Origin of the sequence: Streptococcus sp. SN-1 (assembly GCF_041154385.1) — a bacterium.
Taxonomy (GTDB): domain Bacteria; phylum Bacillota; class Bacilli; order Lactobacillales; family Streptococcaceae; genus Streptococcus; species Streptococcus mitis_CT.
This window is the reverse complement of the sequence record NZ_AP028929.1, coordinates 59,235-74,246: the sequence shown is the minus strand read 5'-3', so window position 1 is coordinate 74,246 and position 15,012 is coordinate 59,235. Positions and strand designations below refer to the sequence as shown.

The 15,012-nt window shown below is 41.5% G+C and carries 7 protein-coding genes and 1 pseudogene; 1 reads left to right on the top strand and 7 read right to left on the bottom strand.

Features of this window, described 5'->3' with window-relative positions; all coding sequences use genetic code 11:
- Position 1 precedes the first annotated feature (1 nt).
- The 3 genes from ACAM22_RS00340 to ACAM22_RS00330 all read right to left on the bottom strand — a co-directional run bounded on the left by ACAM22_RS00340 (position 2) and on the right by ACAM22_RS00330 (position 9,890).
- The gene (locus ACAM22_RS00340) at positions 2 to 3,790 is read right to left on the bottom strand and encodes a sugar-binding domain-containing protein (protein ID WP_101776905.1); all 3,789 of its coding nucleotides are present in this window, start codon (positions 3,788 to 3,790) and stop codon (positions 2 to 4) included.
- Positions 3,791 to 4,026: 236 nt separating this feature from the next.
- On the bottom strand, positions 4,027 to 8,697 hold the full coding sequence (locus tag ACAM22_RS00335; protein ID WP_369606781.1) for a ZmpA/ZmpB/ZmpC family metallo-endopeptidase: 4,671 nt from the start codon (positions 8,695 to 8,697) through the stop codon (positions 4,027 to 4,029).
- Positions 8,698 to 9,005: 308 nt separating this feature from the next.
- Positions 9,006 to 9,890, bottom strand: coding sequence for an SPFH domain-containing protein (locus tag ACAM22_RS00330; protein ID WP_004237018.1), 885 nt, complete (start codon positions 9,888 to 9,890; stop codon positions 9,006 to 9,008).
- A gap of 258 nt (positions 9,891 to 10,148) precedes the next feature.
- Here ACAM22_RS00330 and ACAM22_RS00325 point away from each other — a divergent pair.
- A pseudogene (locus ACAM22_RS00325) lies at positions 10,149 to 11,005 on the top strand (5'-nucleotidase, lipoprotein e(P4) family).
- 429 nt (positions 11,006 to 11,434) lie between these two features.
- Here the strand turns inward: ACAM22_RS00325 and adcA are convergent.
- From adcA to adcR, 4 genes are read right to left on the bottom strand one after another with little or no spacing between them, the layout of a single operon-like run.
- Positions 11,435 to 12,940, bottom strand: a complete 1,506-nt coding sequence (gene adcA / locus ACAM22_RS00320; RefSeq protein WP_173876681.1) for a zinc ABC transporter substrate-binding lipoprotein AdcA — start codon at positions 12,938 to 12,940, stop codon at positions 11,435 to 11,437.
- Between the two features lie 9 nt (positions 12,941 to 12,949).
- Positions 12,950 to 13,756 (bottom strand): metal ABC transporter permease, encoded by an 807-nt coding sequence (locus tag ACAM22_RS00315; RefSeq protein ID WP_045612455.1) that lies wholly within the window; start codon positions 13,754 to 13,756, stop codon positions 12,950 to 12,952.
- The gene (locus tag ACAM22_RS00310) at positions 13,749 to 14,453 is read right to left on the bottom strand and encodes a metal ABC transporter ATP-binding protein (protein WP_042901817.1); all 705 of its coding nucleotides are present in this window, start codon (positions 14,451 to 14,453) and stop codon (positions 13,749 to 13,751) included. Before ACAM22_RS00310 ends, ACAM22_RS00315 begins: the two co-directional genes overlap by 8 nt.
- Positions 14,453 to 14,893 (bottom strand): zinc-dependent transcriptional regulator AdcR, encoded by a 441-nt coding sequence (gene adcR / locus ACAM22_RS00305; protein ID WP_001249311.1) that lies wholly within the window; start codon positions 14,891 to 14,893, stop codon positions 14,453 to 14,455. The genes ACAM22_RS00310 and adcR overlap by 1 nt, the downstream gene beginning before the upstream one ends.
- Positions 14,894 to 15,012: the final 119 nt, after the last annotated feature.

Genomic DNA, 15,012 nt, shown 5'->3' with positions numbered 1-15,012 from the left:
ACTACTTCCTATCTACACTTTTCTTTACTTTTTTGGCATATACTTGCAATTCGGTTAAGGCTAGGGGACTAGTCAAACTTTCAAATCGAAGACGAAGGGCGTAAGTCTTCACCTTATCAAATTCAAAACGAAGCTCTTCATCCTTGTCACTTGACACTTTTCGGATGCCTGATACAGGGCGCCAATTCTCCTCTTGTTTGAGTAGAGAATCCTTGTCCAAATGGTTGGGAGTCCGAGGCAAGGCAGGCTCATTCCCTACATAATAATCGATAAAGGTCGGCTCAACGGCCACATATTCTTGATTTTCAACATAATACAAGGTCAGGTTATCCACAAATCGCGGTTTTAAAATCCCTGCATCTCCAAACAGAATACCCACGCTGGCTTGCTCTGACTTGGCAATCCAAGTATTGGCTGTCGATTTCTTCCGAGCAATAACCTTGTCATTGAGATATGAGGCTGGGTGATTCGGCTCTGAATGGGAAGCAAAGACCAGAGGCAGGTTGGATCCTGTCCACTGATCGGAAATAACTTCCCCATCTACACTGACATCTGTCACATGAATGGTGACTGTTGCTGGCAACTCACAGCCCGCTACTTGTCCTGTGAGCACACTTTCTCCTACCTGAGCATAGACTTGAGGTTCGAGTTCATCCCAAGTCACCTTGGCCGTATCTCTTCTGCCATCTGATAAGACTAGCTTGACTCGATCTGGTAAATGTGGGACTTCCTTGACAAGCGTCCAAACCTTTTCAGGCTCAATAGCGCAAATCCCTTGGACACAAACCTGAGCAGAAGCCTTTATATCCAGCCCCTCAAGATGACCAGATACCGTAAATTTATGAAAGCTTGCTATATCTTCTTCGGAGATTGCCTCCCAAACAACCTTGACTCGTTTTGCACCACCGAACTCATAGTCCACCAAAACTGAAGATGGCAGCTGTGGATAAGTTCCCTTAGCTGTATACAAGCGAAGTGATCGTACAGAAACTGCCTGCCCTAGTGAGGTATTTTCTGCCACCTGAAAATGAGTTTGATAGGCCTTCCCTTGATAAAAGGCGCGAATAGCCAAGTCCCCTGCAGACAAGCAATAAAGCACTCCCTGCTTGATAATGGCGTGGGCACTACCACTCGTCTCCCAAATCACTTCACTATTCCCCACCTTGTTCACAGGGTTATCCACAGTTTGTGGATAAAGTCCAATAGCTGGGGAATCTCCTTCTTGTAATCCGGCCTGCTTGTCCACTCGAATCTCAAATAAGCGCTTATTTCTCACTGGTTGGGTAGCCAAAGCCTCTCCCACTAAGATATCAAAACTTGCTGGCTCTAGCCCTCTGGCACTGGCTTTTACTCTTACGTGACCTGCCTGATCTAAACTCTGAATCAAAAGGACACCTCTGCCATGAAAGGCTTGCCGCTTAAACCGACCATTTTTCTGAGCCTGGTAACGTTCACGACTAGCCTGCCTACCATTATCCACACCTACAATACGAGCAGGGCCTTCAATTTTAAAATGAAGCTGATTGGAAGCACTCGGTACCCAATTTCCATCCTTGTCCAATACATCAAAATAGAGATAAAGGAGGTCTTGCCCATCTGGCTCCAGTTTTGTTTTCTCGGCATGTAACCCGATTTTGGCTGGCTTACCTGCAGTCACCACCCTATCTTCTGCCACAATCTGACCTTGATAATCATAGGCTACAGCATGCAATTCTCCTGGTTGATAAGCCAAACGCCATTCGAGATAAAGTTGTTCAGAACTTGCTCCCTCTTGGTATTTTCTACCATCTGAAGTCCATTTTTCCTGAAAATTCTTTCTGCCTTGGGATTTTCCATTGAGAAATAGCTCTACTGAACCAGCATTTGAATACACTCGAACAGGGATATCCCCACACTTATCCACAACTTGTTGATAACTCTTGTGGATTTCCCAATTCCAGTGGGGTAAGATATGAACCATGGGATGCTGATCTAGGTCCAACCACTGACTTTGATAGAGATAATAGTCATTTTTAGGAATCCCTGCCGTATCCACGATCCCAAAATAGGAACTCTTTACAGGCGTATCATTTTGATTGTGCCAAGGAGTCGGCTCACCGATATAGTCCACTCCTGTCCAGATAAACTGACCTGCATAGTCCAGCCGATTCCTATCTGCTATCCAAGAAGTTGTCGCTGTCTTCCCCCAAGGAACCCGATCATTGCCATAGTCCGACTGTTCAAAATTCCGCACTCGACGATTATCCCCAACCCATTCCTTATCTGGGCGAAAATAGCTGTCACGCGTCCGTGTAGCCGATGAGGTTTCAGACCCATAAAGACGCCACTTGGGATGTCTTTTGCGAATCCCGTCAATATTGTCTTCTGAGTAATTCAAACCCACCACATCCAGCAAATCAGCAATCTTTTCATGACCTCCAGAACCATTGCCAAAGCGGAATTGATCCATTCCCATAGTCACAAAACGACTATCATCCACCTCCTTTACCCTTCCTAGCAAGCGTTTGATAGTCTTCAATGAATGAGCATCGCCATTTGCTTCGCTGACTTCATTTCCCAAGGACCACATAAAAATCGCTGGATTGTTGTTGCCACGCTCAATCATAGTGCGCAAATCGTAATCTGACCAGAAATCGCCTGCTTTCGCTTCTGGGTGAGTCGCTTCTTCCTCAAAAAAGCGACCATAATCATATTCTTTCTTGCCTCCATACCAGGTATCAAAGGCTTCTTCTTGGATAAGTAAGCCCATTTTGGCAGCCACATCCAGCAAGATACTACTGGCTGGATTATGCGTGATTCGAATCGCATTGACCCCCATTTCTTTCATCTGGCGCAAGCGTCTCTCAGCAGCTGACCTGTTTTCCACAGCTCCCAGCGCTCCATAGTCATGGTGCAGACAAACTCCATGAATCTTCAAACAGCGACCATTGAGAAAGAAGCCCTTATCCGCTTGCCAATCCATATAGCGGTAACCAAAGGTCTCCTCTTCTTCATCAACCAAAATGCCATTTTTATAAAGGCGAGTCTTCAATTGGTAAAGGTAGGGATGGTCAATATCCCAAAGCAAGGGTTGAAAAATTGATATGGCTTGTTGGAAAGAATATTTGTCCTCAGACTCAATCATTACAGAATCAGTCGCCTGCCAGTCTGACAGCTGTTGGCCATCATACCAGATACTCTGCTCCAAATACACCGACACGGACTGAGGCCCATCATTTGAAACCTTGCTTGTAAGCTGGGTTTCCACCCAAGATTGCCTTTGTTCCTTTAGCTTGGGACTTTCTATCTTAATTCCATATAAATCCAGATGCACCGAATCTGTAATCAATAATTTTACTTCTCGGTAAATACCGCTACCAGAGTACCAACGACTGCTAGGTTGCTTATTTTCCACAAAAACCGCAAGCTGGTTGGCCGTCCCATCATTTCTTAGATAAGGCGTGATATCATAAGAAAAAGGTGTGTAGCCATTGGGATAATAGCCCAGTACTTGCCCGTTAATATAGACTTGGGCATTCATGTAAACTCCATCAAACAACAAACGCACCGATACAAGACTGGCATCTTCTTCCAAGTAAAACTGCGTACGGTACCAGGCTTGACCCCCGTTTAACTGCCCACCCTCATTTTGCGCTGGCGAATACTGGTCAAAATCATTGTAAATACTCCAGTCGTGTGGCACTTGAATAGCCTGCCAATTTCCCCTCTGAAAATCCGACGCCAAGGCCTCTTCCTTCCCCACCTCTTGGCTAAAAAACCAGTGATTTCGTAAAACTTCTTCTCTTCTCATACAAGCATTCCTCTTTAAACGAATCGATATACTTGACTATAGCACAAAACAAAAGCGCTTTCAAGACTTCCTCCATCACTCCCTAAATACTCAGAAAAGATTCTATAATTTGTGGAAAAGTCTGAAAATCACTCCATGTTCATACAAACTATCATTTGCAATAAACAATACAAACCTCAAAAAAGACCAAAAAACACCCCTCTGAATGTTCATTCCAGAGAGATGTTCCTTTTGTCTTAGCTATTGTAAATCGATTGTCTAAAGTCATCTGAATCTTTGAGATAAGCTTTATAAATCGCTTTTTTCAGTTTTTGCACTGGTGTTTCTATAAACTCAAACTTTTTAGCCGTGGTATTTCCTGCTTTTATCTGGGCTAGTTCAGCTAAAACAGCTTCGTTCATTAGTGATTGTAGTTTTTCTTTACTTGCAATTACTTCTGATTTTCCGTTGTAATTTATCGTAATAGATTTCAGGCTATCTAATTTTGCAACACGTTCATTAATTTGATCTTTTTTGAACTCCGCATATGTTTTTCCTAGAATTTTTTCAAAAATATACTTATCAGATAATGGTTTTCCTGCCGCTTCAGCTTGGTTTTTATATTGATTTGACACATAAGGAACAAATCCTTCATAATAGCCCAAAGCAGCCATCAATTCAAAGGCTTGTTTTCTAAAGGTGATGTCCCCACTCATACCAGAGTCATTTTGACTAACACCATAAATGGTGTCAAACATATCAACAGTATAATAACCATTTGCTGCAATTTTACCTTTATCTGAAAAACCAGCAATGATATAACGATTGACCAGGATATGATTGTCAATCAAACTATCAATATCTGTCAATTTTTTGGCATCTTCTAAGGTCAGAGTTTGAATCTCCTCACTCTTATGAGTCGGTTTAACTGCTGTATTACGGTAATCTACCCAAGTTCTAGGACCTGTTGAAGTGATTGGCGTTATTTTTTTGAAATAACTCATCTTGTCTTCTGCAGATAAGCCTTTACTTGCCTCTGCTTCTAGATAATCTAGAGTATAAAGGACATCAAAACTTCCCTTCATATAAGATTGCAAATCTTCTGCCGTTTTAAATCGATCAGGTGTTCTATTGTAAAATCCATTCTTATCACTCTCATCATATACAAAGTTGAGATTGAAATAAGTATCCTTTTCTGGATTATAGGAGTTTTCAAAAATACCACGGGCATAAAACTCTGCTCCTGTACCATCTCGACGACCGTGATTATTAAACAAGACCGTTCTATCTAGTAAGTGCGTCATTTCATGAGAATAAGTAGCTGAACCTCTATCATCCAGAACCCTATCTATAAAGTAACGGACACCTAATCCATTAGCCTCAGCTCCCACCTTACTTACTGGAGAATAGTAATTCATAGGAGTCATAAATTGGTCAACTCCCTTATCAGCTCCATTACCAGTAGCTGGTGACCAAGTACTATCAATCTGGGCATTTGGATTGCTTGTATATTTCTTCATCGTATCAATAATCAAGCGATTTGTCAGTAACTTATCACGATTTTCGGGTTTTGTTATACGATAAAGAGTATCAACATAGTTGGCTTGTTGTACAGCCGCCTTTTCAATTAAAGACTTGACTCTAGCAAGCTCAGCCTGATACTTAGTTGAATTAGACTGGGCAAGAGAAGTATCTATATAGGAACCAATATTACCATAAGTAATCGTCGCCATATTACTAATCACGTAAACATTTGGTTCTTTCACATTCAAAAGTCCCAAAATAGCAGCCATATTAGCCTCTTGTTTACGAGGATCCTTTTCCCCAGCTGTCAACTTGCTATACAGCCCGACATGCGCTGAAGGATTTTCCTTAGATGATTTTTCAACAATCATAGCTTGGCTAGATTTTTTAAGCCAGGTATCCGCATCATCTGACGTAAAGAGTTGGCGATTGCTGTCTAAAAATTCCTTCAAGCTAGCCTTACCTGTAATAGTAGATAAGTATTTTGTAAATGTTTGAGGACTATTGGTCAATTTCATCTCTTCATAAGACATGGATCCTAATTTTTTCAAACTATCCAAGGCTGTCATTGTCTTATTGCCAAATGAACTTGGATTAAAGGCCAGAATATCACGAATATTCGTGTCCCCAAATTGAATATTATAAAAACGATTGATATAAGACAGGCCCAACAAAATCTGCTCTTTGTATTGCTCCAGCTCTTGTTTGACCTTGCTACGATTTTCAGGGGTATCTCCTATAATTCCCAAAGTATGTGAGGCAATCTTTTTGAAACTTGACTCAGCTTGCGTCTTCGTCTGATCAAAGCTTTCTTGAATTGACAGTTTTTGAAGATACTCTGTGCGCAACATATCTTTGACTTCTTGGTCAGTGATATTTGGGTGTGTTTTTCTGAGCGCAATTTTCCTTGTTATAATATCTCGATGATCATAGGTAGGCTCTAACTGTGCTTTTAATTTACTGTCATGTAAGAAGTCTACTGACCTCGCGCTTGTAGTCAGAGCAGACACATCCACAGCATCTTCTCTCTCACTATTGGCTGGAAGTAAGTGTGGTTTATCCTCCTGACTACCAACTAAAATAACTCTCGGTTTCATTGGTTTTGTTATTTGACTCACTTCCTGAGGATTAACCAATTCACCAGTTTGTTCATTGATAGCGTATGTTCTGGTAAGTGTAGTCTCACCAACTTCTCCTTCAGAGACTACCTTTTCTATATTTTTAGCAAGTGAAGAATCCTCTCTTCGCTCCTCAGTAACAGCAATCGGTTGTATTACTTTTTCCACATTACCAACTTGAATCACTTTATCGACTGCTGAATTTACTTGTTTAGTAGTATCAGATACCGTCACCTGACCTGTTGCCTTGTCTAGTTGATAAGTCGTCCTAGTTTCCACCGAACCATCACGCCCCGCAACCGCTACTTCCTGTCGTCTGAACTCCAAAGCAGGATTCACTTGGTAAATCGTTTTATGAGATAAGACAGTAGTTTCAACACTCGGTTTAGTTCCAACTTCTACAACTTGATCAACTTTATTAACTACTATTTTGACAGTTTTATTCTCAGAAATATTTCCACTTGCTTGATCTTTAGTATAGGTAGTAGTAACTTGTTCTTGTCCCTCAGCACCCGGAATCTTTACTCTTGTAACTCCGTGGTCTAGTGCCTCATTCTTTTCATAAACGATTTCATAAGGAACAGCTTTGGTCTCCACTTTGGTCTGAGGAAGTTGAGTGTCATCTTTATACTCTGGGAGAGCCTCCTGTATCTCAGGCTCGCCGGAAACGCCACCTTCATAAGAAGGAAGAGACGGCTCTACCGAAGGCTCACCGGAAACACCACCCTCATAAGATGGAAGGGACGGTTCCACCAAGGATGCACCGGAAACACCGCCTTCATAAGATGGAAGGGACGGTTCTACCAAAGGCTCACCAGAAACACCGCCTTCATAAGACGGAAGAGATGGCTCTACCGAAGGATCGCCGGAAACACCACCTCCATAAGATGGAAGGGACGGCTCTACCAAGGACTCACCGGAAACACCGCCCTCATAAGACGGAAGGGACGGCTCCACCAAGGATTCACCGGAAACACCGCCCTCATAAGACGGAAGGGACGGCTCCACCAAGGATTCACCGGAAACACCGCTCTCATAAGACGGAAGAGACGGCTCTACCGAAGGATCGCCGGAAACACCGCCTTCATAAGACGGAAGAGATGGCTCTACTAAGGACTCACCGGAAACACCGCCTTCATAAGAGGGGAGAGTTGGCTCTACCGAAGGATCGCCGGAAACGCCGCCTTCATAAGAGGGGAGAGTTGGTTGGACTTCCGGGGCTGTGCTTATGCCATTTTCTTGAGGTTCCTTCTCTTTTGTCCCGACCAGAATCACCTGAGTAACTGGTTCACGAAGCACTTCTCTCCCTACTTCATTTCGCGTAACAATACCATCGACAACCCTTACTTCTGTTAAGATTCGTGCTTGTCCCTTGGCACCTTCTATAGAAATTCTTTTTTCTCCCTTAGCCAGAGTTGGGTCAGACTGAAATTGAGTTTCAAATTCTATCTCCCCTATCCTCACTTCCAGTTCTGGCTTGTCTTCAATAACAGTTTTCATTCCTTCATCTGGTACTTTTTTAGACTCAATACTCATACTTTTTTCAGGAGTTGGATTTAAAACAGGCTCAACTGCGTAAGATGGTTGAGGAGATTGCACAAGATCTTTAGTCGAGCTAAAATGAGATGCAGTCTGTGGTACAATCTTCTTAGATTGAGGTTCTAAACTTTCCTCCTTTTGAGATAATGCTGGCGACTCTACCTTATCAACAGAAAGTTCCTTGCTAACACTATCTCTTACCAAATAATATCCTGTAAATTCATATCCTTGGACTGTTTCAGGACTTGGTAAAAACTGACCTTCTACTCTCTTAACAAGGGCTGGTTGCAATTCTACCAGATTTTCTAAAGCAGAGATGGATGCTCCCCAACCACCAACAGTAAAGACGCTCACAAGGAAGTAAGACGCTCCCTTTTTTCTCTTGATTAAAGTGAAGGAAAGCAATAATAATCCTGCTCCCAAGATAAACATCTCATCATTAGAAAACAGACCTGTTTCTGGTAATCTTGTAGCCAATTTTCGATAGACAAAATAGTATTCTTTTCCCTCTTTTACCTCAATCTTATTTTCTTCAAACCATTGCAACTCTGATTTCAGCTTTTCAGATAAATCCTGCTCATCCAAATAATGACTTGAAATTAGTGTTGAACTCGTTTCGGTAGCCTGTACAGGTTGAGCACCCATACCAGCAAAAAATAAACTCGTTCCTAGCAAGATCGAACAAGCTCCTATTGTATATTTTCTCAAAGAAAAACGCTGCTTTCTCTCAAATTGAAATTCTTTCATCCCATATCCTATCATTCATTATTACTGTATAGTTAGTATATCAGAAATAGTTTGTATTCACAAATCTTTCTAGTTATTCCCTTATCATCCCAAGTTAAGGGAGACAACATACAATAATTTTTATTTAATACTCTTCGAAAATCAAATTCAAACCACGTCAGCGTCGCCTTACCGTACTCAAGTACAGCCTGCGGCTAGCTTCCTAGTTTGCTCTTTGATTTTCATTGAGTATAAATGTATATCAATGTTCTTTGCTTTTCTTAACAAATGCAATGCAAAAAGAGCCTGTTGCCAAGCTCTTTGGTCTATTATTTCTTCTCAGCACGGAGGGCTGACAAGATTTGTGTACGGATATCATCTACACCATTTGGAGTATTTGGTAAAAAGATAGTTTGGTTTCCTTTAGAGGCAAAGGTATTCAAGGTATCCAAATACTGGTTGGTCAAGAGGATAGACATGATTTGTTCTTCTGTCATGCCAACATTTGCTTCCTTGAGTTCTGTGATAGACTCTGCCAATCCATCCACAATCGCCTTACGTTGTTGGGCAATCCCCACACCATGAAGGCGGTCTTTTTCTGCTTCGGCTTCAGCTGCAGTGACGATTTTAATCTTGTCAGCTTCTGCCAATTCTTGCGCTGCAACCCGCTTACGTTGCGCCGCATTGATTTCATTCATGGATTGCTTAACTTCTGCATCTGGTTCCACCTTAGTAATCAAGGTTTTCACGATAATATAACCGTAAGTTGTCATTTCTTCCGCCACTTGGTGTTGGACTTCAAGGGCAATCTCATCTTTTTTCTCAAACAATTCATCCAAGGTTAATTTGGGAACAGAAGAGCGAAGAGCATCTTCGATATAAGATTTAATCTGAGATTCTGGACGCATGAGTTTATAGTAGGCATCTGTCACGCTCTGTTCGTTGACACGGTACTGGGTCGCTACATTCATCATAACGAACACATTGTCCTTGGTCTTAGTCTCAACAACAATATCGCTTTGCAGCAAGCGCAACTGAATCCGAGCTGCAATCGAGTCAATCCCAAAAGGCAAGCGAATATGAATACCGCTATTGGCAACCTTTTGGTATTTCCCAAAGCGTTCAATAATCGCCACCGACTGCTGACGAACCACATAAACTGTACTCAGTGTGACTATCAGCAATAGGAGCACACAAACCACCACAAAAATCATCAAAAATGTTGCCATTATCGTGACCTCCATTATTATTTTTTCCTGTATTATAGCACATTTAAAGAAGGCTGTGCAGTTTTTACTGCGATTTTTCCTGAAATGTCAATAATTAGAGGTGAAACTACATTTCAAGTCAGTAATCGCTTTTTTCATTACATTAACTTCTATAGAATCTACATCAATAGTCAGGGAATAACTTGCCTTAACTTTTCCCTCGTGCTATACTATTTATTGAAATGAATAAATAGGAGATATTTCATGAAAACAGCAAAAACTACTGTTACAATCCTTTCTGCACTTGCTTCTGTCGTCTTATTGGCTAGTTGTTCAACAAAGTCTACAGAAACACAGACAAGCAATAATAGCTCATCTGATAATCAGATTACATTGACATATGACCAACTACGGTCAAGAGAAAATACTATGTCAACCCTTTGGTATCAAAAATCAGCTGAAACTAAAGCTTTATACATACAGGGTTATAACGTTGCAACAAATCACCTAAAGGAATTGCTCAAAACAGAATCAGACAAACCTTACTCCATCGTTTTAGACTTGGATGAAACTGTCCTAGATAATAGCCCTTATCAAGTACAAAATGTCAAAGACGGTACAGCATTCACACCCGCAAATTGGGATATTTGGGTTCAAAAAGCTGCAGCAAAAGCTGTCCCAGGTGCCAAGGATTTTCTTCAGTTGCTGATCAAAACGGTGTCCAAATCTACTATATTTCTGACCGCTCAGCTAATCAAGTAGATGCTACCATTAAAAATCTTGAAAGTGAAGGAATTCCTGTTCAAGGACGTGATCATCTCATGTTCTTAGAAAGTGGTGTAAAATCCAAAGAAGGTCGTCGCCAAAAAGTTCAAGAAAAAACAAATCTTATCTTATTGTTTGGTGATAACCTCGTAGACTTTGCAGATTTTTCTAAGACTTCTGAATCTGACCGTGATAAACAACTTGAAGAATTGCAAAAAGAATTCGGTGAAAAATTCATCATCTTCCCAAATCCAATGTACGGATCATGGGAATCAGCTGTATACGGTGGTAACAAACTAGATGCTAAAGGTCAAGTAGAAGAACGCCAAAAAGCCTTGCAAGGTTTTGATAAATAAAACAAATAAGCTGATTCTACATAAAATTAGGCTAACTTACAATCTTCAAAAAGTGGATAGGAAGGAATTCTGATAATCAGAAAACTTTCCTATCCACTTTTATAATTGATATAACATCAAGCTTTTATACATCTGATACATTTTCTGATTTTAAATATAGTAGATTGAAATATGGTAAGAAATAGACCGAATGACTAGCCTATCAACACCCGTTAAATCGCTAAGATACGTCAAAAAAGCCCTTAACTACGGCAATAGTTAGGGGCTTTGGTGTTCTAATGAACCTTATACACTAACAACATTCTAGCATATAAGCCCAGATATTTCAAGAGTTTTATTTATTTTTTAAAGTTCTGGAAAGGTCTATAATGAAGTTAGCCATCTAATATCTAAAAACCGACTAGCTCCTATGAACTAGTCGATTTCTCATCAATGCGCCAGCATTTCTTGGGCAATTTCTTGGCCAGATAGGTTATCTGGGTAGTAGGTTGGCCAGTTATCCATTTCTTCAAAGAGGGCTTCTTGGCTTGTGCCTCCAAAGAAGATATGGAAATGTTCTGCCTTAACTGGGGCGATATTGTGGTCACTAAACTGAACATACTTGAACTGTCCAGCGTCTGCATCTGTGGCTTCAAAGAGGAAGCGCACGCCACGATTTCCTTTCTTATAAGTTAAGATTTTCTTACCAACATACTTGTAGGTGAATTTCTTACTTTGTCCACCTTGAACAAATTCCATAGTGTTATCAGTAATGTTAATCTTAGTCACATCTGTCTGATAGCCTTTTGTATAGTAGGCCTTGTACTCAGCCTGAGTCATCTTACCAGTCAACTTAGCCTTGTAGTCAAAGACTTGGTCAAAGGTTCCATCTTCAAGGAAAGGATAAACTGATTGCCAGTTACCTGCATAGTCACTCAAGGTACGGTCCTTGACAGCTGCATCCTCAAAGTAACCATTTTGAACTGTCTTGGTATCCTCTGCCTTTTCAGGCTCGATTGCTGGGCCTTCTTGGTCCGTTGTTTGTTTCAGAGCCTTGAGGTTTTTCTCCATCACGGAAATGTAGTTTTCTCCAGCCTTGGTGTCCTCTTCTGTCAGACTTTCTAAAGGATTGAGGACATCTGTTTTGACACCTGCCTCTTTTGAAAGTGTGTTAGCAAGGGCTTGTGAAGCATTTTCCTCAAAGTAGATATAGGCAATTTTATTTTTCTTGACGTACTCTGTCAATTCTGCCAGACGAGCAGCTGATGGTTCTGCATCTGGAGAGAGACCTGAGATTGCGACTTGTTTGAGTCCATAGTCCAAGGCGAGATAGTTAAAGGCTGCGTGCTGCGTTACAAAGCTCTTTTGTTTGGCTTGAGACAAGCCTTCTGCATAAGCCTTATCCAAGGCTTGTAATTTTTCGATATAGGCAGCAGCATTCTTCTCAAAGGTCTCTTTTTTATCAGGATAATCTGCTGATAAACTGTCACGGATATGCTCTACTAGTTTAATAGCACGAACTGGTGATAACCAAACATGGGGATCGAACTCATGGTGATGACCTTCTTCTCCATGGTCATGGTCTCCCTCTTCTTCCTCACCACCTGGCAAGAGCAACATATCGCCTGTCGCCTTGATGGTTTTCACCTTTTTCTTATCCAAAGTATCTAGCAATTTAGGTACCCATGTTTCCATGTTTTCATTTTCATAAACGAAGGTATCTGCGTCTTGGATTTTAGCAACTGCCTTGGCAGACGGTTCATATTCATGAGGTTCTGTCCCAGCACCGATGAGGAGCTCTACATTAGCCGTATCTCCTGCGACTTGCTTGGTAAATTCATAGACAGGGTAAAAGGTTGTCACAATATTTAGTTTGCCATCTGCCTGCTTTTGATTAGAACAAGCCACTAAAAACAAGGCACATAGACTGGCGAGTAATAAGCTAATTTTTTTCATGTTCATCTCCTATTTGATAAAACGTCTTACTAAACTGATTAGCAAGAAAACAGTTACAAAAATAATGGTAATACTTGCACTTGCAGGTGTTTCTGCATAGTAGGAAATGTAAAGTCCTGCTACCATTCCCAAAAATCCAATAGCACTGGCAAGCAGCATAACCGATTTAAAGTTTTTCCCCAGACGCAGGGCAATACTAGCTGGCAAGACCATAATGGTCGATACCAGAAGAGCTCCCGCAGCTGGAATCATAAGGGCAATGGCCACCCCCGTCACCATGTTAAAAAGAATGGACATGGTACGAACTGGCAAGCCATCCACAAAGGCCGTATCCTCATCAAAGGTCAGGATATACATAGGACGAAGGAAGAGGAAGGTCAAAATCAAGACAACCGCCGCAATGACAAAGAGGGAAATGACCTGCTCTTCACTGATAGTCACGATTGAACCAAAAAGATACTGGTCCAAACTCATTGAGCTAGAGCTTTTACCCTTGCTCATGACAATCAGAGAAACAGCCAGACCTGTTGACATGAGGATAGCTGTCCCGATTTCCATAAAGTTCTTGTAAACCGTACGGAGATACTCCAGGAAGACTGCCGCAATCAAGACAATAGCAATCGTAGAAATAGTCGGAGAAATCCCCAGAACCAGACCAAAGGCTACACCCGAAAGCGAGACGTGGCTGAGGGTATCACTCATCAAACTCTGACGACGCAAGATAAGGAAGGTTCCAAGAACTGGCGAGAAAAGACTCATGGCAATAACAGCCAGAAAGGCGCGTTGCATAAAGTCATAAGATAATAAACTAAGCATGGCCCACCTCCTGGTCATTCTCATGAACGTTGAAACAACGCCATGGCGAGTCTTGGTTACGGACTAGATGAATATTGCGGTCCGCATAGTCCTTAACTTCTTCAGGGTCATGAGTAATCATCAAAACAGCCTTGCCATGATGATGGGCGCTGTGGTGCATGAGTTCGTAAAATTCGTTTTTACTTCCTGCATCCATCCCCGTTGTCGGCTCATCTAGAATAAACACATCTGGATCCGAAGCAAACATGCGCGCAATCACCGCTCGCTGCTTTTGTCCTCCGGATAGAGACCCCAAGCGTTTGTCTCGGTGTTCCCACATACCAACTGAGTCCAAACTAACCTTGATATGCTCCTCATCATGAGCATTCAAACGACGGAACCAACCTTTTCGCGGGTAGCGACCCGACTTGACAAATTCATAAACTGTACTTGGAAAACCTGCATTAAAACTGGCAATCTGTTGAGGCAGGTAGGCTATTCTCAATTTCTTACCCTGCGTATTTGTCTTTGAAATAGTCACCTTACCAATGCGTGGTTGGAGAATTCCAAGACTGGCCTTAATCAGTGTCGTCTTAGCTGCCCCATTCTCCCCTGTCAAGGTAACAAATTCCCCACTATCAACACTATAATTGATATGTTCAAGAACGGGCTCCTTATCATAATAGAAGGACAAATCCTCTACCGTAATATATCTCATTATTTGATTTCTCCTACTAAAGCAGTCAAAAACCGCTGGATCACTTTTTGTTCATTTGGAGTAAACTGAGTTGCCACTTGTTCATATGTTAAAAGCGTATGCTCATGGTGATGGTGGTGCTCCTCAGCGATTGGACGAGCCAAATCAGTCAACTGATAAAAAATCACACGCGCATCCTTAGGATCTTTAGATGTTTCCAACATCCCTTCCTTGACCAAAGACTTAATGGCCTTGGTAACTGCCGCCTGACTGACATTGAGACGACGAGCCAACTCTGAATTTGTTAAAGAATCCTCTGACAAAAGCATGAGGATATGCTCCTGGGTATTGGTCAGAGCTACCTCGCTAGTACAATGCCCTATTAGGATTTCATGTTGGTTTTCCGCCTGTAAAATCACCTCATTCAAAAAGCCATCGATATCCTTCGCTAGCTGTCTCATATCTGACTCCTTTCCTTTGGGACTTCTCTTTTTAAGAGAAAAATACTATTCTTTGGAATTTTATTTACCAGTTAATTATATCACAAGCAAAAAAAGAGTCAAGAAAAAACGTGAAAATA

What these genes read in the sequence shown, in the direction of transcription:
- adcR (WP_001249311.1), bottom strand. Translation starts at nt 14,893, where the DNA reads ATGAGACAGCTAGCGAAGGATATCGATGGCTTTTTGAATGAGGTGATT.
- ACAM22_RS00330 (WP_004237018.1), bottom strand. Translation starts at nt 9,890, where the DNA reads ATGATTTTTGTGGTGGTTTGTGTGCTCCTATTGCTGATAGTCACACTG.
- ACAM22_RS00335 (WP_369606781.1), bottom strand. Translation starts at nt 8,697, where the DNA reads ATGAAAGAATTTCAATTTGAGAGAAAGCAGCGTTTTTCTTTGAGAAAA.
- adcA (WP_173876681.1), bottom strand. Translation starts at nt 12,940, where the DNA reads ATGAAAAAAATTAGCTTATTACTCGCCAGTCTATGTGCCTTGTTTTTA.
- ACAM22_RS00340 (WP_101776905.1), bottom strand. Translation starts at nt 3,790, where the DNA reads ATGAGAAGAGAAGAAGTTTTACGAAATCACTGGTTTTTTAGCCAAGAG.
- ACAM22_RS00315 (WP_045612455.1), bottom strand. Translation starts at nt 13,756, where the DNA reads ATGCTTAGTTTATTATCTTATGACTTTATGCAACGCGCCTTTCTGGCT.
- ACAM22_RS00310 (WP_042901817.1), bottom strand. Translation starts at nt 14,453, where the DNA reads ATGAGATATATTACGGTAGAGGATTTGTCCTTCTATTATGATAAGGAG.